Here is a 23,073-nt window from a genome sequence, read left to right as displayed (position 1 = left end):
GAACGACAAAAAAATCAATTAAATACTTTTACCGACGGCAATACTTTTCCCTGGCAATCAAATAGCGCCTGATTTTCACGCGCATTACCCTCTTTCCACTCGTCATGGATATATTTCATTCCCGCCGGCGTGGCCCAGGTATTTCCCGGCACGGCAATCCATGTTGGTTCCCAATAGAAAATACCTTTACCACGCTGGTCAGGCACATTAACCACCGCCTGCATTAAATCGTGAATATAGTTATATTGCCCCTGTACGGTGGCGGGATATCCCCCATCCTTTTCTTCTTTCGCCTGGAAACTATTTTCCGCGTTATCGCAGTTGGCTAGGGTATAGGCATAGGCCGCCTCGACGACGATGACGTCTTTGTTATAGCGTTTGCTGATGTCATCCATATTGGCCTTCAGGGCGCTGATCGGCCCATTCCAGTAGGTGTACATCGACAGACCAATCACGTCATACGGTACATGGCGCTTGTCAATCTCATCAAACCACCAGCGGAAGGTATCGTTCTTGGTCCCTTCGGCCAGATGCAGCATGATTTTCACATGCTCGCCGTTACGTAGATTCTCCTTCAGGCCATCAATGGCCGAGTTCAGCAGGCCGGCCAGTCGGTCGAACTCGCCGCCCCCCTGCCCCCAGCTTTTCCCTTCCGGCCACAGGATGCCGCCGTTGATTTCATTGCCAATCTGCACCATATCCGGCAGCACGCCCGCCTGCTTAAAGCGGGCGATGGTATCGCGGGTATAGTCATGAATTGCCGTTTTCAGCTGCGGGTAATCCATCTTTTCCCAAGCTTTCGGCTTGAACTGCTTGCCGGGATCGGTCCAGAAATCGCTGTAGTGAAAATCAAGCAGCAGTTTCATCCCCTGGACTTTCGCCCGCTTCGCCAGCGCCAGGGTGGTGGCCAGATCATTGTTCCCACCGCCATAGTCCTCGCCGCTCGCCGATTGCGGATCCACCCACAGACGGAGGCGGACATAGTTGACGCCGTTCTCTTTCAGAATAGCGATCGGATCCTTGCGCTGATTATTCTGATCGTAGAACGTCGCCCCGTGCTTTTCGGCGTCCAGCAACGTGGAGATATCCGCGCCTTTGATAAAGTCCGCCGGCATGCCTTGAAAGGCGCGGGTTTCAAGCTCGTCCGCGGCCAGAGAAGAGGTGGAAAAACTGCATGCCAGACAAACCGCAAGCCATGCGGGTGTGAATCTTTTCATGTGCTTATCCTTTAGTGCTGCCCGAGGTCAGGCCGGAGACGAAGTATTTTTGTAACGCCAGGTAGAGGATCGCCACCGGTACGGCGATCAGCACCGCCCCCGCCGCGTAGGTGGTGTAGCTGGCACCCATTTTTTGCGCCACCAGGTTATACAGACCGATAGGCAGCGTGTATTTATCCGGGGTACGCAGGATGGTACTGGAGAGGATGAAATCCCCCAGCGGCCCAGTGAACGAGAACAGCGCCACCACCGCGAGGATCGGCCTCGACAACGGCATGATGATCTCGATAAAGATGCGAAAGCTGCTGGCACCGTCCATGCGAGCGGACTCATCCAGGTCTTTAGGGATCGCATCGAGATACCCTTTCATCAGCCAGGTATTCATCGGGATCATCCCTCCGACGTAGATCAGCACCAGCGCCAGATGGCTGTTAATCAGGCCAAGCAGTTGCGACAGGACAAAGATCGCAATCAGCGCAGAAAACTGCGGGATCATCTGCAGCAGCAGGAACAGCATCAGCCCGTTCTGCCGCCCTTTAAAGCGGAAGCGGGAGAAGGCGTAAGCGGTAAAGCTAACGCTAATCAGGGTCAGTACCATGGTCAGGAAGCTGATTTTCATCGAGTTCCAGTACCAGGTGAGGTAATTCACATTGCCATTGAACAGATCGGCATAGTGCTGGAACGACACATTTTCCGGAATGATTGAGGTACTGAGCAGGCTATTGCCGGCGTTCAGCGATGCCCCGACCGTCCAGACCAGCGGATAGATAATCACCACCGAGACCAGGATGACCACCAGCCAGGTGAGAGAGAGTCGGATCCACTTTTCGCGTTTAATACTGGGTGATTGAGCCATGTTGCTTCCCTTACGCCATGTCGTCATTTTTGAAGGATTTGGTGGCGCGGAACTGCCACAGCGCCAGGCCGACGACAAAGATCGACAGCAGGATCGTGATGGTCGCCGCGATGGCGTACTGCGACGAGGACATCGTCAGCTTATAGATCCACGACACCAGAATATCCGTCCCGCCGGCGTTAGAACCCACCACCGCAGGGCCGCCGTTGTTGAACAGGTAAATGATGTTAAAATTATTAAAGTTGAAGGTGTACTGGGTGATGATTATCGGCGCGATCGCGTACAGCACCAGCGGCAGAGTGATGGTGCGCAGACGGGTAAACGCGCTGGCGCCGTCCATCGTTGCGGCTTCATACAGATCGTCCGGGATCGCCTGCAGCACGCCGGTGGTCATGGCAAACACAAACGGGAAGCCAAGCCAGGTCTGCATCATAATCAGCGCCGTTTTGGTCCAGAACGGATCGGTGAGCCATGCCTTCGGACTGATGCCGAAGAATGAAAGGATCGCGTTGTTGATGACCCCAAAGGAGTCGTTGAACATCCCGGCAAAGACGAGGATGGTGACAAACCCCGGCACCGCCCACGGCAAAATAAAGATGGTGCGGATCAGCGGTTTAAAGCGCAGATCTTTTTGGTTGACCAGAATCGCCAACAACACGCCCACCGTACACTGCAGAGTGGTCGCCAGCAGCGTCCATACCACGGTCCACTGCAGCACATCCAGGAAGGTGGAGCGCCAGATGGAGAGGGTGAAAATATTGACGAAGTTTTTCAGCCCCACCCAGTCAACCAGCTTCGCTGGCGGCGTGTGGTACAGGTTGTAGTTGGTGAAAGCGATGGCAAAACCAAAAAGAATCGGAAAGATCACCACAAAGACCAGCAAAATAAAACCCGGGGTGATCATCAGGTACGGAAAGCCGTCGCTTAGCAGCATCTGGTACTGCTTACGCACGCTGTTGAGAACGCTCCCCTCATCACGTTTTTTACCGTTGAGCCACGCATCACGCAGCGAGAGGAAATAGATCAGCACGCCAAAGGCGACGATCAGCACGCTGATAATCCCCTCGGCTAACAGGAAGATAGAGTTATCGCGCGGTACCTCCTCGCCCAGGGTATATAGCCCCCACAGCCCCTCGCGCAGGAAATCATAAAAAATACCCAGAAAGCTGCTCAGCAGCGCCAGGAAGACCAGCCCTTTCAGCCACTGGCGATGATAAAACTGACCGAAACCCGGCACGATTGCAAGTAGCAGGCCGCACCACGCATGCCGCCCGGGCCCGCGCGCGTCGCCAAAATTTTCGCTGGAATGGATGCTCACACTCAACTCCTTCTACAAACGGGAGGTCCCCCTCCCGCTCGGTGACTTCACGTAACGGTGAATTACTGATTGCTGGCCTGCATTGCTTCGATCTGCATCGTGATCTGTTTCACCGCATTATCGAGCGCGGCCTGCGGCGCCTGCTTGCCGGTGAGGCTCAGTTCAAGCGCGGCATTGGCCGGCCCCCACACTTCCCCCATCTCCGGAATGCCCGGCATCGCCACCGCCCGCGCCGACTGGATAGCGACGGCGCTGGCCTTTTGGTCGTTTTTAATCAGCGGATCGTCAATCATCGCCTTCAGCGGCGGAATTTCGCCGGTGGCGACATAGCGGTCTTTCACATACTGCGGCTGGTTGATGAACTCGATAAACTGTTGCGCCATCGCTTTGTCTTTACTCCAGGTCGATACCACATAACCTTTGACGCCCAGGAAGGAGCTCATCGGCTTACTGTCCGGTAGGGTCGGCAGCGGCGCCACGCCATAGTTAATGCCAGCGGCTTCATATGGCTGGAAGGCCCAGGGCCCATTGATCACCGCCGCCGCTTTTTTCTCGGTAAACAGCGAATCGATGGCATTCAGCCCGTTATCGCCGAGGATCCCCGCCGGAAAGACCTTCTCGGCATAGAATTTTTTCAGGAAGGTGACGGCTTCCACTGCGCCGGGGGTATTGAGGCCCACCTGCTGCGGGTTAAAGCCGCTGCTGTCGTTTTTAGCAAAGATATAGCCGCCCATCGGGCCAATCGCCCCCCAGCTGTAGTAGATCTGGTCAAACTTGGCGAGCAGGCCGTATTTGTTCTGCTCGCGCTGGGTTTTCGAGTAGTCCAGCCAGGCCTGCAGGCTGTCCAGCGGCTTGTCGATCAGGTCCTTGTTGTAGATAAGCACCAGAGTTTCCACCGCCTTCGGGATCCCATACAGCGCGTTGTCCATGCGGAAGGCATTGATGGAGGCTGGCGTAAAGGCATCCTGTTTCGCCTGATCGACGCTGAGCGGCGAGAGAAGTCCCTGAACCACGGCGCCGCCGAGCTGGTCATTCGGGATCACCAGCACGTCCGGCCCAATGCCCGCCGGCCCGTCGAGACGCAGTTTTTCCAGCTGCTGGGCATAAGGCATCTCCTGCAGATTGACCTTCACGTTGTACTGCTTTTCAAAATCGCTAACCGCGGTTTTAATACCCGCGGATTTCTTAATGTCTTCCCAGACGTTGAGCTGCCCGGCGGCGTGCGCCTGCAGGCTGGTGAGTTGCCCCACCGCCAGGGTGGTAAGGATTAGTGCAGCAAGCGTGTTCTTTTTCATTATCAACCTCATGTGAAGGTATAACAATTTAATGGTTTTTATGTGACTTACGTCTGCCAGTTAGAAAAATAAATCATTTCAAACTGCCGTATTACATTGAAAACATGTTCTGATTCGCTTTTGTTATACGCTACGCTTTGATCGTTGATAAAACTACCATAATCTGCCAGTTGTGTGATCATCCTTGCAGAAATGAAACGTCCCTGTATGGCGCAAAATCCGTGGAAGTTATAGTTAGACCATGACTTTACTGCTGTTGAACATCGTCACACCGATTTGTTATACGTAATACAAATCATACTCAACATAGTGACAAACCAACGGCAAATAACAGCTACTCACTCCGGGGAATGTGGATGTCCAATATACGACTGAGGAATGTCACCAAAAGGTTCGGCAGCACGGTGACGCTGCACCAGGTCAATCTCGATATTGAAGATGGCGAGTTTGCCGTTTTCGTCGGCCCTTCCGGTTGTGGAAAATCGACGCTGCTGCGCATGATTGCCGGGCTGGAAGAGGTCAGCGAAGGAGAAGTGCTGATCGGCGATGAGGTGATGAATGATGTGGTGCCCGCCCGCCGTGGCGTGGCAATGGTCTTCCAGTCCTATGCGCTCTATCCGCATATGACCGTGGCGGAGAATATGGGCTACGGGCTGAAGGTGAATAAAGTGCCGAAGGAGGAGATCCGCCGCCAGGTGGAAATGGTGGCCAAAACCCTGCAGCTCTCGCACCTGCTGGACCGTAAACCGAAGCAGCTCTCCGGAGGACAGCGGCAGCGCGTGGCCATTGGCCGCGCGATCGTGCGTAATCCCCGGGTGTTTATGTTCGATGAGCCGCTCTCTAACCTTGATGCGGAGCTGCGCGTCGATATGCGCCTGCATATTGCCCGTCTGCACCAGGAACTGAAAACCACCATGGTGTATGTCACACATGATCAGGTGGAAGCGATGACCCTGGCCGATAAAATCGTGGTGATGAACCACGGGAAAGTCGAACAAATGGGTTCGCCGATGGCCCTGTATTACAATCCGGTCAACAAATTCGTCGCCGGCTTTATCGGCTCGCCGAAGATGAACTTTTTGCCGGCCGTCGTCAGCGACTGGCAGCCGGAATGCTTAACGGTCACCCTCGCGCAGGACCATCAGCTGACCCTGAATATCGCCACCCAACCGCTGAAGCCCGGCGCTGCGGTAACGTTAGGGATCCGGCCAGAACACCTCACTCCGGAGGTCACTACTGGTACGGTGGTGGAGTTTCAATGTGAAGTGGTGGAACGTCTGGGTAACAATACCTACCTGTTTGGCCAGTGCTACGGCCACGATAACGTCAAGGTTTTGCTGCCCGGCGACGTCCATTTCCGCCCGTGGCAGAAGATTAATCTGGCCTTCGATGAGCGCTTCTGCATGGTCTTTGATGAGAACGATCTGCGCATCAGCGCCGACATCACGGCGCCGGACGCGCACTAAGCCAACATTTTTGTCATCTACGCTGCGTATGTTAAAGTCTATCCTAGCTATGAGGAATCTCTAGAAATGCGCGAGTAAACAAAGGCAGGCATAGGGTTTTGTGATTTACTGATTTGTGCTATCAATTCAGGGAGATCAACTCTATGCCTACTCGTCATGTATGTCAGAATTTTTTCCGTGATGCTCTCGCGCCGTTTCACAAATATCTACAAAATTCTCTACTGGATGCCACCACTGCGCTCATTAAGGGCACATTTCTCATGCTGACCAGTATTAGACGTTATTTGCCCGGCAACGCACAAGTCAAAAACAAAATTAAACGAGTGGATCGTCTGCTTGGTAATGAATTGCTTCATCATGATAGCCATATGATTTAAAAATATTATTACCACCATGTGTGTAAGTTCACAGAGATATTGCAACTGCCTCCGGATAAGTAAAGGGAGATTGCTATGTTAATGCAACATGTCGGCGTCGGGTATTTGGGTTATCACCGTGCAGCCATCTATGCGATGAAACACTCTGTTATGCCTGAGATCGCCAAATTAAGAATGAAAGCACTGCACTTCTGGGAATGAGATGAACGGTGCGCTGGGCAAAGCTGCACTGATCTTGAGGGTGTAAGTCCCTCCGTAGAAAGGACCAGCCAGACCTCTACGTAGCGAGTCTTGCATCTCCGGCGGTAACAAAGGAGATGAAGCGTAGACAGCGAAGCACCCGAGCCGAAACCAACTGGTGAACGTGACAGATCCGAAATACATTTTAATCGTGTGTGCCGAAAGTTTCGTTCAGCTTGCAGGCAACAGCGGTTGCATGGTCACACTGGCGAGCATCCATGCAACCGCACACACCGGAGCCGCAGGCGTCGGCGTGTTTGCAGAGAACAGTGTGGAACCCAGGAGCTCCTGATGCCTCTCAAGGGAACGAGTATCTCAGGTACAAGTGCGAAAACACAAGACCACAGAAACGGGTATCAGGAAGTCGGAGTCAGCCATAGTAGTGATGAAGCGAGTAATGATCGTGGATCGAAGGGCTGACGGACAGATCGAACGTGAGAGAGAAACAATGACCGTACACAGCAACGACGGACTATCATGGTTAACGAAACTTGAGCGTATAGGCGAGAAATCAGCAGCCAACAAACATAAGATGTTCAGTAATCTGGGGCATCTGGTGAACGTTGACATGCTGAAAGGACAATTCCTGCTACTCGACGGGAATAAGGCTACAGGTATTGATGGTATGGACTAAAGCCGCTTACAGTGAACGCCTTGATGAGAACATTACTTCTCTCATCGTGCGTATACGCAGAGGGACGTATCACCCGCAAGCGGCAAGAATCACGGAGATACCAAAAGAGGACGGCAGTAAACGGCCGCTGGCTCTCTCGTGCATCGAGGATAAACTGGTGCAACTTGCTGTCAGCGATATTCTCAGCAGTGTCTATGAGCCACTGTTTCTGCCCTGCTCATACGGTTTCCGACCGGGATTAAATTGTCATGCTGCTTTGAAGGCTTTGCAACAGCAAACGTTCCGCAACTGGAATGGCGCGGTGGTGGAAATCGACATCCGAAAGTATTTCAACACAATTCCACATACTGAATTGATGAATTTACTGCGGAAGAAGACATCAGATCGTCGTTTTCTCAGGCTGGTCGAGGTCTCAATAACGGCACCTGTTATCAGGGGGAAAGAGATATCAGAGAATGAACAGGGTTGCCCGCAGGGTTCGGCCCTGTCGCCAATACTCGCTAATATCTACCTGCATCATGTAATAGACGAATGGTTTGCTCAAATCACGCGTTCACACATCCATGGGCGGGCTGAGATGGTGAGGTATGCTGATGATATGGTATTTACCTTTGAGTTCTTTAGTGAAGCAAAACGCTTCTTTAGGAGGCTACCGAAAAGGCTGAATAAATATGGTCTGGAGTTGCATTGTGATAAATCACAATTAATTCCCGCGGGTCATATAGCAGCAATGAGAGCTAACCAGTCGGGAAAACGCCTGCCTACGTTTAATTTTCTGGGATTCACATGCTACTGGGGTAAAACACGAAAAGGACACTGGCGTTTAAAGTTAAGCAGCCGGAAAGATCGTTTCGCAGCCAAACTAAAGGGCCTCAGAGATTTCCTCTGGAGAAATCTGAATGCCCCCAATAAAAGGCTTGTTCTGAATACCATCATCAGAGTAATCAGAGGCTGGATAAATTATCACTGTATATCTGATAACCAGAGGCGTGTGAGTCAGTTTATATTCCAAAGTACGCGAATAATCTACAGATGGTTTAATCGTAAAGGTGTGCGTCGCCGAATGACGTGGAAAACGCTGAATATAATCCTGAAAATGCTGGGTTTTCCATCGAGATGGAAAACCCGTTCACTGTTCGCTTCTTGCTGAAATGTGTGTGGGAACACTGATCTGTCGGGAGTCGGATGCGGTAGTTCCGCACGTCCGGTTCTGCGGAGGGGCCCGCCCGGGTGACCGACGGGTCTACTCACCCATCCCCTAACGGTCAAAAATCGTGGCGTTGACAATTTATTTAATTGTGTAAACAGAGCCTCTTAGCGAAAGGCCCTTATGCATCATCTGACGTTAAAAGTCACTACACCCAAGATGACGTTCAAAGTGTCATAGTCCCGTCCCCTGCGCTGAGGACAAAGCTACGCATTAACGACAAATCCACGCAATAAATTACGATAGTTCGGGCATAAGCCCCCATAATTCAGTTATGTCGTGGTCGGCCCCGGTTACTTTTTTCGGGAAGTCTGCTATGCCACCAAATAATACCAAGTTCTTTTTGATCCTGTTTGGCCAGGTAGCTGAGGGCGTAACGTAAGTCGTCTACCGCGGACTTATCACTATAGTGAATCACGTGATCGATACGCACCGGGTATTTGTCTTTAGCCCGGCACAGGTGAAAGTACCCCTCCCCTTCCGTGATTCGCCTCCAGATATCCCCCAGTTGCCTGGATAACCGATAAGATTTCTTGTAACGTTGCCCATCCAGGTAGCCGATAAAATGAATATGGAGTCCTTTGTCTGGTGTATATTCCATTACCCAGTAATATCCTGCCAGCATCGTTTGGGTTTCACTAAGTAAGCGGTATATTTCCATACACATACTGTGCTTACAGGAATAGCCGAAACTGGGCGTGCCTTTCTTGTAGGCAAAATCAATTCTGAAAGGCAACAGTTTAGAAAAACGTTGAAACAGACCTTCCATGTGTTCATTCACATCTTTCAGAATCATGAAATTCATCTCGTAATTGGGATTAGCATTATACATTTTATAGTCCTTACTTTATAAAACTCACAGGAAGAGGAAATTACGTAAATACTGAGAGTACAGAAACGCTGTACCACGGCATTAATAAACGAAGTAAACCAGCAGCACAGACAACCTGATAAAACTGTTTTGCATTACCTCATTGCTGTCATGAGGTAATAGATTCAGAGACTCTCTTAAACTGAGGAACAGTACGAATTACAATGGTAAAAACACACCTCATAGAATTGAGTTTAAGAAAGCATCATTCAATCACTTACAGGAAGTAATCTGATCTTCACAAAAGTCAATATCGGGTAGCCACAGACAACACCACTATTGACACTTCCGCACCATTAAATAAAAACAGAGGCTCTGCAGAGAGACTCTACAGATATTTAACCTCACCACAAGAAGATTATTACACACAGAAAATATTATATTTTCCCATACCTATAAACTGTAACGGAGCTATAACATACGAAATAAAGATAATATATTTCTAATAGAGTTCTGGCACGCATCTGGTGTCAAGTACACACCTACAGACTAAACAGAATGGTTAGCGTAAAGAGGAGTGACACTACCATGTAAAAGAGATAAGGCAACATAACAGATAATATAACTCCCATTAATAATACTAATTAACCTAAATTATTTATTGAACACAAAAATAATGAGGGGGTCTCCTCATCCAAGACTAAAGCCAGCAATATCCTGAACAACACTCTATCCAATAGTAAATCATGGTTATACCAGTTATATTTGCTGACTGACCTGTACCAGAGTTCTGTAATACAACAACGCTGACATGGTAAAGGCATTAGTCTCCTCCGCAAGTAGCAGAGGAGACTATATGTTACTCAACGATTAAGTCGTTCAGAGGTCAAAGTTAGGTGCGACATACCACGTTTTTCCCTCAATAACCGGTACAACTCTGTTTTGTTCATGCAGTAAATCCAGTAACCAGTTGAGTTTATCTTTTTTACGGAAACGGTTCGGACCACGCTGTAAAATGTCATTTTTTTTCATACAGGGTATCCCCTTCTCAATGCAATAGCTTTTTATCCAGCTAAAAAGTTCAAGCTCCTCTGGAATGAGTCGCATAGTTACGGTCTGGGCAGAGTTTTCAAACGTTAGCGGACTGGATAACCGAATATACTCATTACCATACCATATTGCTAATTCTCTCGCCATTTCAGCAGTGTAGGGGGAAATGTCACCTTCCTCACCGCTAAAATGGTGAATAAGTCCTGCCAGTCTTGCCATATACTCTGCATTTTTAGCAGCATATTCTCTGAAGTCTCTTAAAGGCCCCAGAACCGCCATCTTCGATTCCACATCGTTGTAATAGTCCATCCAGATTCTGGCCGCCTGAGGAGAAAAGTGAAGGCAACGCCGCTCTCCCCTCATAGCCAGGCTTTCATCAATGAGTTCATTTATCCTCTGTTCAAACAAATACTGATACTGTGATGAATAATTATCTCCGGTTATTATCCTTGTCCCCTGCGTTGATGTTGGTTGACACATCAAAAACCTTGCATGATGTCCTGACGTTTTCACAAGTTCTTTTTTTCGTGTACAAAAACCTTTCTGGTAAACATCAGGCTGAATCATCACCGATACCGTCAGTCTTGGATCCTTCAAAATAATTCCGGGAGATGATTTCCTGTCGATGAAAAGAGAACCACCATCCCACAAAGAGTTAAGTATTCCAAGTTTACTCATTGCCCGACCATCAAAAATTATTCCTCCTTCACTGGATACAAGAGCAAAAGAGCGATTGCTGTCGGAATAATATTTTAACATTCCCTCTATCGTTGTCTCATTGAAAATTGTCCGGTGTATCTGCGGCGGAACAGGACATTTATTCAGATGTCTTTTAAGCTCTGACTCTGTTGCCTTACAATCTTTACCGGCGCGAATTTCTTTATGCAATTTTGACTCCAGTGCTTTTTGCTTTTGCTCCCATATTTCCTTTTCTGTACTGTAATTCTCAACCAGTTTCGCGTATTCTTCCGCCAGGGCTTCATCCCTGAGATAAAATGCTTTCATAAACACTTTATCCACGGTCGTTTTCCTTTCACCGGAATCAGCCAGAATCAGAGAGTAAAGATTAACAGGCCCACATAAATTTCCTGGCCTGCATACATCAGCCTGATTCTGGCTGGAAACTGACATCGCTGTTAATGCGGATGTTGCCACCAGAGCCAGGGGTGCCTGTGTATTTTTTTGAGTTTCAATTATTGCATTTCTCACCAGCGGTGGTAGTGCATATGTCGGGTAAGGTTTTTCCAGTGCAAGTACGGACATAAACACCTCTATTTTTATTAAAAGGTCAGTAAAGTAGCAGCAACTCCCGCTATAATAGCGAAAATAGCTGCTATTAAGGCCTAATGTTCTGAGAACATACAGAGTATCTGTAGTTCTGATGTTTAATAAACCGATAAAATCAATTAAGTCCAGACCATGTTATTCACCACGAAATATCATTCATATTTCTCATTCTTAATACCTCCTGAAAATTATTTCATCAACATCTTATCCATGGTCGTTTTCCTTTCTCCGGGATCATCAAGAACCATAGAGTAAATATTAGTGATTCCTGGTCTGCCCCCCTCAGCCTGATTCTGACAGACAATTGATATCGCTGTTAATGCTGATGTTATCGTCATAGCCAGAGATGCTTTTTCATTTTGTTGAGCTTCAATTATTGCATTTCCAATGCATTGATGGTTACGTATATACTGGATATCGAGTATCCGATTTGATGTAAGACATAAATGCTCCCTTTTTCATAATGAGTTTCGGGTATAGCAGCTATTCCCGCTACAATAGCGACAATAGCTGCTATACAGACTGCATATTCTGAAATATTCAAACAGTTCATCTGGTCTGTATCCACCAGAGAAGGTCGCTGAATAACCATCCACAGGATTTCTTTCCGATAGACTTACGTGGTGGAAATTTTCCCTCCCGTTCAAGTTTCCACGCTTGTGTACGAGAAACTGACGTGATCTCATATCGTTCCTTTTCACGTACCAGTCTGTCGTATTCAATCCCATAAGCTTTCAAAATGACCAGACGCTGTTCATCTGTTAATGAAACCCACATACTACTCTCCTGATATATCAATACTTTTTTACTCCTGACATGAGAATGAAATGACTAAGTTTCCCAGATAAACAATTAGTGGAAGTCACTGTCATTCAGCCCGTCAATACCTGACAAATAAAATGTAATGCTATGATTTTTACAGGTCAAAATATTGAATTACATTATTAAAATGACTTTTTATAGAAAAATAAAAATATACCGAGTCAAATAAAAACAAATTATAATAAATAAAAACAAAAGATTAATATTAAAAATCCATTATGACGATTTTTATTGACTACAATAAGGCGTAGATATATAAATTAATCCATGTAATGTTCAGGCAAGGCATGGAGGAGTCGCAGGAAGGTGAAATATTTCAATCTAATTTGTGATAGTCATCACAAAAATAAGCTATAACAAGTGGAGGAAAAAACAATCTGTTGCTGAACAGACAGAATCAGGCTACGAATAATCAGAAAATAAAGCAAATACTCTTATACAGAAGAAGCAGGGGTAACTGACGGAGACAATCACAATCAGGAGAAAATTATCGTAAATAATGTATAAAATCTCAGGATATAAACAAATGTACACAAGCTATCCACGTAATCAGCGGCTGTCTCAGGATTACCGTTTCATTTCAGTGGACGACATCGATTCTGTCTGACAGTGGGCCAATATGTGGCAAGCAAAAAACTTCTGACATCATGGTAACTCGGGCAATGCAACAAAAGTATGATCGTGTTTTATCCGGCGAATCCCACCCATTCCCTGGCATATACGAGGCGGTTTCCGAACAACTCCTTTTACTCATTTTTAAGGCTCGTCAGCTATATCAGAATCCAGAGTATCGCCCCTGGTTTGAAGAACAGCACAGAGTTCTCTCTGCATTACGTGCTAATACAAAGCTCTTGAGAATCTTTAGAGAACAAAGAAACGCGGATGAACCAGAGCTTATTATTAAAGAATCTACATTTCCCCAACTCACTAATTCTGATCTTACAGATGCGCTTAATATTATGTGCCATTTATACAATGGTTTTGATGAAGGAAATATCAGCCTGAAAACCTGGGGGGCGATGCAAGAAGTACAGACAACATCAACCTTTATCAGCCCGAGACCGGGAACCTGGAAAACACCTGAACTGACAAAGTTTGTAGAAGATGATTTATTTAATATTCTGACTGAATGTAAAGCCTGGAGTTCACCAATTCCAGCAGAGGCCCGACAGGGGTATTGCCACCAGGATCTCTCTGTTGCACACTCCTGCACCTCAGAGTTACTGGCACACCTGAATCAATACCATGAAATTGATGAATCAGCAATACTTGCCAGAGTTATTAGTACGACGATTAACGGATTCTACAAGAAAAAAAATACAGACCTTACGGAATGGCTATCCCCTTTTAAAGAGGAACATAAAATATTCAGGGATTGTCCGGAGCAAAATACCGGGGATGTAATCAGACTGAAAGAGCAACTGTTGAAAACAGGACGTATAGAATTCGTGAATAATTTGTGTCAAGTCGCCAACTGGTATGAAATTAAGTCAATATACGATGAATATGTCCGTCTTTATGCCAATGAAATCATTAGTTGGTTCAACAAAACCATGGCGTATTTTAAACCAACAGATTTTATCCGATATACATGGAAATTCGCAACAGTTACTCCGGATAAAGATACAGAAACCGGGCATACAACTGCATGGGAAAAGGATTATTGCCAGATAACCATACAACGTGATGAACTTCTGAGGTTGATTCACACTAATACCCTTCAGGATGCAGTAATTTATCTTTGTCATTGTCTGCAGGAGAAATACAAGAAATCATCCCAGAATGAGACAGAGTTTCCAGGAATAAAACCTCCGGCATCAGAGAGTGAAATTAATATAACAGATAATATTGAATTTTATTCTCTTCTGGAGCTCAGTAAAGATAATGAGAAGCGGCTGGAAACATTTCAAAAATGGTATGAAAAAAATAAAGTTTTGTTAGAAAGTCATAAACAAAAACGAACAGAGAAGATTGACGTTGCCGTACGACTTGTAGGGCTGAAAGCCTATGATCTGCATGAAGGTATTCCGGATAGGCCAAAACGAAAAGTTAAAGATGGCATAAATGAAGACATCAAAGCCGATACCAGTTTACGCCTGTCAAAGACAAATATAAGTGATACGTCGCTAAACCGTTATCGCCGCACTGTTAAGGAGATTATCAATAACGAAATCGACGTATTCCTGTTGGAACAGAAGAAAAAAAATAAAAGATTTCCCTACAGTGAAGATAGAGATGTGATTCGACCTTTATGGGGCAAATGCCTGACCGGACAGTAACTCCCTGAGGGGATAACAGCCCGGTTATCCCCTGTTCGTTATGCCTCGGTATACCGGAGTTCCAGGGACACGAGACAATCGGCAAATTATGCGGCTTTTCCATTAACAGATTCGGCCACAAGAACAACACCGTGTTTGTTTCGATCAGGATGTTCACTCCAGATTTCTGATTCAGGAATACTTTCCCCATCATAGCAGATCCGATCACCATCAAACGGATAATACCGTGCGGAATCTGTATCTAAGATAAACACCTTAAGATTCGTTGAACGACGCGCTATATGCTGCCAGAGGGCTTTACCTCCTTCATATTGCTCGTTATCACTTAATAGTATAACGCCTGCTTTTGTGGCTATTGTTTCATAAACAAACGTAGCAAGGCCAACATCACGTACAGCGCCATCGACAACAATCCCTTCAATCTGAGCAACGTCCTGTTCTTCCCAGAATTTCCGGACAAACACCCCTTCAAGCTGTGAACGACGCTGAAGCTCCAGAGTGGCAACAACCTTATGGCGAATATCACCATCAATAACAGAAGGTGCAGCTTCGATTACCGCAGCGAACGGAGTCTCTGGATCCCAGATGATCTGGTAAAGCACGCCCTGAATAGTTACTCCATCCAGTATCGAAAAACGGCGGGCTACAGTAGCAGGAGAGTAAGACATTGGAATGACAGCTATTTTATGGCCTAAAATTTGAAAACATTAGTATCAATACTGACCTCATCAGTCTGAGCATATATTGATAAAGTTTTTATGTTTACACTCAATAAATACCTTGCCAAACAACTAATAGCGATGTCTACATTGCCATTCGACATGCTTACAATTTTTGTCAACAAGAAAGTGAATTTATATCAACGGTAAGAAGTAAACACGAGGACACCAAAACCAAATGTACACACTTTTGTGCTTTGTGTCCCCTGTGTGTACCCAAATGACAAGCTGCAAGAAAATCTAGGCACACACTTATCTAACTTATTGATTTAAATGGTGCCGATAATAGGAGTCGAACCTACGACCTTCGCATTACGAATTATAAGAATCCGCTTCTAATTCAAAGCATTACCCCATCAACACTGCGCTCACACGTCCCACCACATCAAAACATGTAAAGCCTTGCAAGCCATTGCGAGGCCTTATATGTCTCAGTTTTGTCCCACCTTGTATTACGACTTGCATAGCCAATGAAGATAAACGTAACGACAAACGGCACTGCAGTCTTCTTTTCTTTCACGACTTCCCCACACCCAGCATGCATACCTTTCTGCCACAACTGTAGTGAATGTCTGTTATGAGCGAAATATAGTCATTGACTACCGAATCTCTTTTCGCCGAAACGCGCTACTAAATAGCTAGCGCGTGCGCAATGGCACGTTAGTGCTGATATACGTCAGGAGTAAAGCGTGATGTAAATTTTTCTGATGAATTTTCAGAATGTATCATCCGGGCTTACCGATGGCAGTGTCGTTTCGGCTCAAAAAGGTGTGAAATATAAATAGCAGCGCTGATGTTTAAATAATTATCAAGTCTGGCATGATGAGAGAGAAACTTAACTTATGCGAGGATCGCAAGTATGCTGAATCTTATCGTTGTCGGAACCCCCAAATACTACACTTTTTTTTCTGAACCCAGTGGCAATGACTCTTTCCCTGTGTCGCGACTCTTCGAATCCACGCCAGAGTCTCTTAGAAGCAGATTGCTTCCCCTGACTGAAAAAACCTATCATTTTCTTCAGGAACTGCCCGTTGTATTTATGTCCGAGCCGGAAATTGAATTCGATGAAGATAATGAAAAAATAGGTTATTTCAGCCACATCCGCTTAGGAAAAATCAGCAAGATAAGTACGTCCGTGTATAACAGAGAAAAAGTTTTAGCGTTTGATTATGAGATTACCAGTGATATCGGCTACAAGCCCTTAACCAGCGATAAAGAGTACGTAAGTGAGCTGGAGCTGGGCAGTTTCGGACTAAACAGAACGTTCTGGGCGGTCAAAGAGATTTCCGTAAATGAGATTCTGCGTGTTTTAGGCCTTGAAGGCTATTCTAATGTTGAGCCCGCAGCAGCGAGTGCGGAAGCACCGGAGAATAATGAAGAACTAGAGATCATTGCGAATATCAATCAGTACTTGCAGGTGATACTCGATCATACACAGGGAAACGATGAAGAGGTATTTTACCGCGGTCACTCGGACATCAACTACCAACTGGAACCCTCACTGTTCCGCAAGGATACTCAGGGTAACTATCGCTACCGCCATCACGAATCGGACATGATAACAGAGCTGCTGACCGTGCAGCCCGCCGAGTTCAAAGACGATCGGTATATGCTAGATAAACTCGTGCGCATGCAACACTATGGCCTACCCACACGCCTGCTTGATGTATCAACAAACCCCTTGATCGCACTATATTTTGCCTGCTCTAAAATCAAGCACGATGAAAATAATCATGAAATTGACGGGAACGTCATTATTCTGACGACGCCCAAAAGTGAAATTAAGTTTTTCGACTCGGATACCGTAAGTTGCATAGCCAATCTTTCCCGTCTTCCCTCTCGTTTCAAAAGCAGCCTGAAAACTAATCTCACCATTCCGGCGTTTAACGAATCTGAAGAGTGCGGACAACTACTACACCTGATCCGCGATGAAAAGTCCTATTTCAAAAGCATCATCGATCCGGTCCACCTAAGTAAAATTGTTGTGGTCAAAGGTCGGCTCAGTAACGCACGTATTTCGTCCCAATCAGGCGCTTTCCTGCTCTTTGGTGAAAACGTAGACCTACCGGAAACGGGACTCAGTACGCTGAACATCAAAAAGCTTGTTATTAGAAACAAAGAGCATCTGATGCAGCAACTGAGCCGCCTTGGCATTAACGAAAGCACGGTGTACCCCGGCATTGAGAAGGCTGCTACGGAAATTGCAAAACTATACGATGGACGAATCTGATAGCGCTTTAGTCGCACGGCACGCCTGTGTGCCAGCGTGGGCCCATAGCCGCTTTAATCGCCGTGCAGAATGCAGTTTTCAGGTAACTTCAGAGAAACAAGTGATCTCATTTCGTTGTATTTATTAGCTGCGGAGTCATTAATGGAAAGAATCAAGAGGAATCCCGAACGATTTGAAGCCTTTGAGCTTTTTTCCTCGTTGGGCCAGATCTATAATTACGATATTAAAAACCCCGAGCACCAGGATGACTTTATACAAAAGGTCACCACGTCATTAATCGCTTCCCATCAGAATCCAATTCTGCTGAACGGGAAAAGAATAGAAAACCTATTTAAACACGTTTGCGCCGCACTGAACCACTGCCAGTTTCTTAAACAGGAAGACGCCGGAGACTTGATGTCAGCCGATCCCGATCTGGTGGCACCTGACTATCGCATTATACTGAAGGATCGCCGTCAGATCTTTGTGGAAGTAAAAAACTTTAACGCGGATGACGTGGCTGACGATTATCGCCTGAAGAAATCGTACAGTGATAAGGTTGAAAAGTACGGTGAGCTCCATGGTATTCCAGTTTATTATGCCATCTACATCAGGATGCTGCGCCGGTGGGCGCTGGTTGCACGCTCCTCAATGAAGGAGCTAGAGCGTGAACATACCTTGACGCAGGCCTCGGCGCTCGCAAAAAGTGAGATGTACCTGCTGGGCGACCTATCGATAGCAACAGAACCCGATCTGGTTTTTGAGCTTATCCCCGACCGGACCAAAGAAGTTTCAGTTAGTCCCGAAGGCATCGCCCATTTTACAATTGGCGAGATTAAAATTTACTGCAATGACAGACAAGTAACGGATAAATTTGAAATGAACACGGCGTTTCATCTGATGCGCTACGGAGAGTGGCTCTGCCCCGGATCGGAGGCAATATTCACTGATGGTCAGCTTGAGAGCATCCGATACACATTTTCCCCGGAAGACGACGAAAATTACAAAAGACAGGGTTTCGACTTTATAGGTACGCTGAGTTCGCTGGTCACGTCGGCCTTTAACGAGCAGACTGTACACGACAGCCAGATCAGGTCAGTTGACACCCGGCAGAATGTCAGACTTTTCACGGTAACCATCCCTGATGATTACAAAGGGGGAGGCCTGCCTCTGTGGCGTTTCTCAATGCGGCCAAACTATGAATTTACCGATTAAGAGTAATAGTGAGACATTTAATCGGGATAAATCGCTCGATAATTCGTTGCTACTTCAACAACTTATAAATGAGAAGACCCAGCCTAATAACCTCACAATCAACTTCATTGCGGATCCCCAAAGATAGACGGGCATAGGCGGCTTTTTATTACCTAAGCGTCAGCGCAACATAAATGATCGGGTCAATGGAATGACCTGTTCCCCGTTAAACAACACAGATGGTTGTTAGCCACTTCCGCACTTGGCATGACTTGTCCCACCGTTTGATACGTTACTATCTTAGTAATGTCCGCTTCTGGCACGAAGCTATCGTAGGTTAGGCCCAAGGACAGCTTTAAGCGAGGAGCGGACGCTGAATTCGAATTCATCGTAAAAATTTTTATGGCCAAGTAGCTCTATAAGGCCTTTCATTAAAGCTATCTTTGTCGCAAAGCTTATGCAAAAAGTTACTTTATCTTTAAATCTAATAAGATAACATGATTGACGAAACCCCAAAATCAACTTTACTTAAGCAAAAACGAGGCATGCAATTGAAAAAGATTAGGAAAATCAATAAAAAAATTATTGATGAATTGCTATCTCTTCGCGAATCAAGAGGAGCTATAGAAGACTTCTCAATGTCTTTCCTACTAAATTTTGCAGAAAATTGTCGACTTATGCATTCACTTATTTCAACGAAAGATAAGAAAATAGATATTTATAAAACAGCATATCGACAATATTTTGTATTTCTAATCAGTTGCTGGGAAACATATTTTAGAGACGTTTTTGTTTTCGTGCATTCAGTTGATGAATCTAGAATTACAACACTACTATCTAAAATGAGAACAGAAACATCTATCAATATAAACACTGAGATAAATCTATCAGAGTTATTGAGTAAAAGCTTTAACTTTCAAAACTTAAACGACCTTGAAGAAGCATATAATGGCATGTGGGGTGAGAGTTTTTTAAACTACATATGTACAACTAATATATCTCCTTGCGGTCTGAGTGGCCAAATTTCCCAAAGTTTATCGATAGAAAATATATTTCCAGACTGGAGAGCCCTCATAGAGGAAGCATTTTACATTAGGCACAAAGTGGTTCATGATGCAAACTTCAGACCTAAAGTCAACATTGAATTAATCAGTAAGGTAGAGGCTTTGTTTTTAATAATCCCACAATTTGCAACGCATATCATATCAGAAAGATTCAACTTAAAAAAAATCGTCATTTCAGATGGTAAAAATAACCATACCTATATTTTCAATATCAGTGATATATTATCTGATGATTGGGTTGTTAGTTGATGATGGGATTGTAAGTATATTAACACAAAAAACAAAGAATCTAATGAAGTCCGCTTCTGGCACATAGCAGCCATAGAGACAGTGGCGTAAAGTCATGGAGGATCGGTGGGAGGAGGTGCAAATCCTCTCATGCAAAAAATATGTAAAATCGGTAGCAACTGGAAATCATTCAATACTCGCACTATCGGAAGTTCACCAGCCAACCGCAGCACGTTCCTACATACGACGTGTCTGCGGTTTTCTTTTTCGCTTAGATTGTGTCTGGTTCTTTCGGCCACTCAATATCAGGTGCAGTTGATGTATCAACACGGTTCAGCAACACCCGATACTTTTTCCAAGCTTCCAGCAATGAGGTTTCTTCCTCTGTTGCGATATCCAGCTCAACAACAGTCTGAACGTACCGGGAACAGCCTCCTTCAGAGCTTGAAGGATATCAATGTTCGCTTCCTGTTAACTGCCGGACAAGTGCAACCAGTTCGCTTACCTGATTTTCCAGAGTGCTGATCCGGGTGTCTGCTGTTGCCAGATTTTGACGTAGCGTTGTGTTTTCCTCTTCCAGCGCGGTAACGCGATCATCTGTTTCACGGGCGACCTGAACAAGTAAACCCGTCACGGCGGCGTAGTCAACATTAAGATAGCGCGTTTCTTCGCGTAGCTCGTTGCCGTCAACGGTCGGACCTTGCAACTCTTCACCATAATGAGTAAACGATCCCACAGCTTCTGGTATCGCCTCCATTACTTCCTGTGCAATAACGCCAGCATAAGGCATCCCGTTTTCCCTGAGCGTGTAGGTGTATCCGTTCATTTTACGGATTGCTTTCGTCGCGTCGCTGATAACGAGAATATCGTCTTTAAGATCGCGGTCTGATGACTGATTCAGCGTTGTGCAATTAATAGCGCCATTTACATCAAACAACTGGCCTGCTGACGTTTTTTGCGCATAAAACAGATACGCAGCAGACGTGCCAACCTCAAAAATGTTTTGTCGAGTACTGGAACCCCACACACTGACATAAAACGGTAGTTCTGCATTACCTGAGTTCTGTAAAACAAAACGATTGCCAGTCCCTGATTGTTTTGTAAGGGTTAAATCAACAGTTGAGTTAACCTCATTCCTGTTGATAGTGAGCGCCTGCGCTGTAGCCCCGTTAACAGTGCCTGTTTTGAGTTGAACCGCGCCGTCATTACCATTTAACAGTATCTCAGCTCCGCTAAAGAAATTTTTTAGCGACAGCATCTTACTTACGCCGGCTGATGAACCCAACGCCCACGCGAGAGAATTACCGGCGCTATCAAACCCACGTACAAAGCAATCCATTTTGCTATAGTCTGACGTACTTCCAAGCACATCAATCCGCCCGCCACCTAATTTTGATGGAGTCGTCGAGGTTAACGACCTGACGGTTACATCCTGATTCCATCCGGAAACAACAACCTGACTCCACGCTGTCCAGTTTCCATTAACAACAAAGCGAACGTATATACGTTTTGTGTCGTTGCTGATCAGCGTTTGCATGTTCGCATAATCCGAAGCAGAAACTTTGCGAGTCGACTCTACACGGAGCAAAAAGTTACCGGTTACACCGTCAGGCTTGTTGGTGATATTTGCACCACCTCCAGAGGATGGACAACTATAGTATTTAACCGCCCCGGCATCTGACCTGATGGTCAGGTTGTTAAGATCAACCTTCTGGCCGCCAATGTTTTCAGGCTCGATGGCTCCTGCTATCCCGGCACTGAACGTAGCAGCGGCTGAAAACGCTGTCGTACCTTTGAAAGCCAGTTGACCACCAATCGTTAATCCCTTGTCGAGTTTCGCTTGCGTGATCAATTTGCTGTTTTGTTTCTGATCAGGACTCTCGCCAAAAGCCAGATCCCCATTAGTATCAATTCCAAGATACTTTTGGTTCACGTTGTCTAACTTAAACCCAATGGACACATTTTCAGTAGAACCGGAGCGCGTTAAAAGTAACGGCGTATGCTGTGGACCGCTAATTTTTAAAGTGTTATCAAGCGGGTTAGTTGATGTGTTTGCAATTTCTGCGGCGGCGCTTTTAATTTTAAATTCTACTGAGAGATAGCGGGCTTCAACCATCCCGTCGTGGCGAACAATAAAATCACCACCAGTTACGCCTTTTGCGTTTTTAGCCCTGATGCGAACTTCGCCAAGCGTATCAGTGTTTTGAATAGCATAGATTATGCCGCGCTCCAGGTTTTGATCAGTGAAAAACCGCACAGCGGCAGCACCTGCTCCATCTTTTGCCCTAAGGAATAGTGACGGAGTATCTTTATAGACCGCCAGGTCGCCAGACATAATATCGCCGGATTTTTTCACCTGCGCATCATTAGTTACGTTACCAAGTCCAACGTCCGATTTCGACGGCTTATTTTTGGTTCCGTATAGCTCATTGACGGAAAAATTACCATTATTAAGTCCACCATCGTTACCAGCGTAAACCTTGACTTTACCTGTTCCGTAGTCGATATTGATCGCCGACCACGTATCGCCGCACCGCGAGAATATACCAGAACCGTGGCTATAAATGGTCGCCGTACTTCCGGTCGGCTTATCACCGCGCCAGAAATGACCACCTTTGTCACGCAGAGCTTTTAAGATCTCTACATCGCTCATCTTGCCGGTTGTTGATATCCCGCTACCGCCAAGACCGAAAGCGCCTGTAAGCATAGCATTAGAAAGACCCAAATCTGCTTTAGTCGGCTTGTTTAACTGGTCGTAAATCCTTACAACGGGGCTTTCAACATATCCAGAAGGCGCGGC

At 46.1% G+C, this 23,073-nt stretch carries 15 protein-coding genes and 4 pseudogenes; 8 read left to right on the top strand and 11 right to left on the bottom strand.

Translation table 11 applies throughout. The features are described 5' to 3' along the window. Nucleotides 1–14: 14 nt before the first annotated feature. The 4 genes from K0778_RS14670 to K0778_RS14655 form a co-directional block, all read right to left on the bottom strand. Nucleotides 15–1,217 (bottom strand): arabinogalactan endo-beta-1,4-galactanase, encoded by a 1,203-nt coding sequence (locus tag K0778_RS14670; RefSeq protein ID WP_000819837.1) that lies wholly within the window; start codon nt 1,215–1,217, stop codon nt 15–17. Nucleotides 1,218–1,221: 4 nt separating this feature from the next. Continuing rightward, nucleotides 1,222–2,073 carry a sugar ABC transporter permease gene (locus K0778_RS14665; RefSeq protein WP_000079398.1) on the bottom strand — a complete coding sequence of 284 codons (852 nt, stop codon included), beginning with the start codon at nt 2,071–2,073 and terminating at the stop codon, nt 1,222–1,224. 10 nt (nt 2,074–2,083) lie between these two features. Beyond that, entirely contained in the window at nt 2,084–3,391 is a 1,308-nt protein-coding gene (locus tag K0778_RS14660) for a carbohydrate ABC transporter permease (RefSeq protein WP_000022200.1), read from the bottom strand. Between the two features lie 62 nt (nt 3,392–3,453). Then, nucleotides 3,454–4,686, bottom strand: coding sequence for a maltodextrin ABC transporter substrate-binding protein (locus tag K0778_RS14655; protein WP_000742442.1), 1,233 nt, complete (start codon nt 4,684–4,686; stop codon nt 3,454–3,456). Between the two features lie 356 nt (nt 4,687–5,042). On the opposite strand from K0778_RS14655, the gene K0778_RS14650 reads away from it, so the two are divergent. The 4 genes and pseudogenes from K0778_RS14650 to ltrA all read left to right on the top strand — a co-directional run bounded on the left by K0778_RS14650 (nt 5,043) and on the right by ltrA (nt 8,553). Continuing rightward, nucleotides 5,043–6,152 (top strand): ABC transporter ATP-binding protein, encoded by a 1,110-nt coding sequence (locus K0778_RS14650; protein WP_016243364.1) that lies wholly within the window; start codon nt 5,043–5,045, stop codon nt 6,150–6,152. Nucleotides 6,153–6,295: 143 nt separating this feature from the next. After that, a pseudogene (locus tag K0778_RS14645) lies at nt 6,296–6,526 on the top strand (IS4/IS5 family transposase); the annotation flags it as partial. A 78-nt stretch (nt 6,527–6,604) separates the two neighbouring features. Then, nucleotides 6,605–6,727: pseudogene (locus K0778_RS14640) on the top strand (IS481 family transposase); the annotation flags it as partial. A 490-nt stretch (nt 6,728–7,217) separates the two neighbouring features. Next, nucleotides 7,218–8,553 (top strand): annotated as a pseudogene (gene ltrA, locus K0778_RS14635) (group II intron reverse transcriptase/maturase). 325 nt (nt 8,554–8,878) lie between these two features. Here ltrA and K0778_RS14630 read toward each other — a convergent pair. The 4 genes from K0778_RS14630 to K0778_RS14615 all read right to left on the bottom strand — a co-directional run bounded on the left by K0778_RS14630 (nt 8,879) and on the right by K0778_RS14615 (nt 12,535). Next, nucleotides 8,879–9,442: an inovirus-type Gp2 protein gene (locus K0778_RS14630; protein ID WP_000282099.1), complete on the bottom strand. Its 564-nt coding sequence runs from the start codon at nt 9,440–9,442 to the stop codon at nt 8,879–8,881. Nucleotides 9,443–10,300: 858 nt separating this feature from the next. Beyond that, nucleotides 10,301–11,734 carry a YfjI family protein gene (locus K0778_RS14625; protein ID WP_000114377.1) on the bottom strand — a complete coding sequence of 478 codons (1,434 nt, stop codon included), beginning with the start codon at nt 11,732–11,734 and terminating at the stop codon, nt 10,301–10,303. A 212-nt stretch (nt 11,735–11,946) separates the two neighbouring features. Beyond that, nucleotides 11,947–12,096 carry a DUF3987 domain-containing protein gene (locus K0778_RS27710; RefSeq protein ID WP_001333414.1) on the bottom strand — a complete coding sequence of 50 codons (150 nt, stop codon included), beginning with the start codon at nt 12,094–12,096 and terminating at the stop codon, nt 11,947–11,949. Nucleotides 12,097–12,307: 211 nt separating this feature from the next. After that, entirely contained in the window at nt 12,308–12,535 is a 228-nt protein-coding gene (locus K0778_RS14615) for an AlpA family transcriptional regulator (protein ID WP_000270169.1), read from the bottom strand. 692 nt (nt 12,536–13,227) lie between these two features. Here K0778_RS14615 and K0778_RS14610 point away from each other — a divergent pair. After that, a complete protein-coding gene (locus K0778_RS14610) occupies nt 13,228–14,859 on the top strand; it encodes a hypothetical protein (protein WP_024196663.1) in 1,632 nt (543 codons plus the stop codon). A gap of 86 nt (nt 14,860–14,945) precedes the next feature. On the opposite strand, the gene K0778_RS14605 is transcribed toward K0778_RS14610, so the two are convergent. After that, complete coding sequence (locus K0778_RS14605; protein ID WP_001310565.1) at nt 14,946–15,527, bottom strand: hypothetical protein; 582 nt, start codon at nt 15,525–15,527, stop codon at nt 14,946–14,948. Between the two features lie 910 nt (nt 15,528–16,437). On the opposite strand from K0778_RS14605, the gene K0778_RS14600 reads away from it, so the two are divergent. The 3 genes from K0778_RS14600 to K0778_RS14590 all read left to right on the top strand — a co-directional run bounded on the left by K0778_RS14600 (nt 16,438) and on the right by K0778_RS14590 (nt 20,294). After that, on the top strand, nt 16,438–17,808 hold the full coding sequence (locus K0778_RS14600; RefSeq protein WP_023150042.1) for an FRG domain-containing protein: 1,371 nt from the start codon (nt 16,438–16,440) through the stop codon (nt 17,806–17,808). Between the two features lie 141 nt (nt 17,809–17,949). Next, complete coding sequence (locus tag K0778_RS14595; RefSeq protein WP_024176454.1) at nt 17,950–19,002, top strand: hypothetical protein; 1,053 nt, start codon at nt 17,950–17,952, stop codon at nt 19,000–19,002. Between the two features lie 476 nt (nt 19,003–19,478). Then, nucleotides 19,479–20,294, top strand: coding sequence for a hypothetical protein (locus K0778_RS14590; protein ID WP_023150044.1), 816 nt, complete (start codon nt 19,479–19,481; stop codon nt 20,292–20,294). 250 nt (nt 20,295–20,544) lie between these two features. On the opposite strand, the pseudogene K0778_RS14585 reads toward K0778_RS14590, so the two are convergent. Continuing rightward, a pseudogene (locus K0778_RS14585) lies at nt 20,545–20,673 on the bottom strand (tail fiber assembly protein); the annotation flags it as partial. 54 nt (nt 20,674–20,727) lie between these two features. Beyond that, a complete protein-coding gene (locus K0778_RS14580) occupies nt 20,728–22,608 on the bottom strand; it encodes a pyocin knob domain-containing S74 family peptidase (protein WP_153449094.1) in 1,881 nt (626 codons plus the stop codon). Nucleotides 22,609–23,073: the final 465 nt, after the last annotated feature.

The organism is Escherichia sp. XD33 (assembly GCF_019375075.1).
Classification (GTDB): Bacteria; Pseudomonadota; Gammaproteobacteria; order Enterobacterales; family Enterobacteriaceae; genus Enterobacter; species Enterobacter flexneri_A.
The sequence above is the reverse complement of the archived record's forward strand: the minus strand, read 5'-3'. Positions and strand labels throughout refer to the sequence as shown.

What these genes read in the sequence shown, in the direction of transcription:
- K0778_RS14670 (WP_000819837.1), bottom strand. Translation starts at nt 1,217, where the DNA reads ATGAAAAGATTCACACCCGCATGGCTTGCGGTTTGTCTGGCATGCAGT.
- K0778_RS14665 (WP_000079398.1), bottom strand. Translation starts at nt 2,073, where the DNA reads ATGGCTCAATCACCCAGTATTAAACGCGAAAAGTGGATCCGACTCTCT.
- K0778_RS14655 (WP_000742442.1), bottom strand. Translation starts at nt 4,686, where the DNA reads ATGAAAAAGAACACGCTTGCTGCACTAATCCTTACCACCCTGGCGGTG.
- K0778_RS14650 (WP_016243364.1), top strand. Translation starts at nt 5,043, where the DNA reads ATGTCCAATATACGACTGAGGAATGTCACCAAAAGGTTCGGCAGCACG.
- K0778_RS14630 (WP_000282099.1), bottom strand. Translation starts at nt 9,442, where the DNA reads ATGTATAATGCTAATCCCAATTACGAGATGAATTTCATGATTCTGAAA.
- K0778_RS14625 (WP_000114377.1), bottom strand. Translation starts at nt 11,734, where the DNA reads ATGTCCGTACTTGCACTGGAAAAACCTTACCCGACATATGCACTACCA.
- K0778_RS27710 (WP_001333414.1), bottom strand. Translation starts at nt 12,096, where the DNA reads ATGACGATAACATCAGCATTAACAGCGATATCAATTGTCTGTCAGAAT.
- K0778_RS14615 (WP_000270169.1), bottom strand. Translation starts at nt 12,535, where the DNA reads ATGTGGGTTTCATTAACAGATGAACAGCGTCTGGTCATTTTGAAAGCT.
- K0778_RS14610 (WP_024196663.1), top strand. Translation starts at nt 13,228, where the DNA reads ATGGTAACTCGGGCAATGCAACAAAAGTATGATCGTGTTTTATCCGGC.
- K0778_RS14605 (WP_001310565.1), bottom strand. Translation starts at nt 15,527, where the DNA reads ATGTCTTACTCTCCTGCTACTGTAGCCCGCCGTTTTTCGATACTGGAT.
- K0778_RS14600 (WP_023150042.1), top strand. Translation starts at nt 16,438, where the DNA reads ATGCTGAATCTTATCGTTGTCGGAACCCCCAAATACTACACTTTTTTT.
- K0778_RS14595 (WP_024176454.1), top strand. Translation starts at nt 17,950, where the DNA reads ATGGAAAGAATCAAGAGGAATCCCGAACGATTTGAAGCCTTTGAGCTT.
- K0778_RS14590 (WP_023150044.1), top strand. Translation starts at nt 19,479, where the DNA reads ATGATTGACGAAACCCCAAAATCAACTTTACTTAAGCAAAAACGAGGC.
- K0778_RS14580 (WP_153449094.1), bottom strand. Translation starts at nt 22,608, where the DNA reads ATGTCTGGCGACCTGGCGGTCTATAAAGATACTCCGTCACTATTCCTT.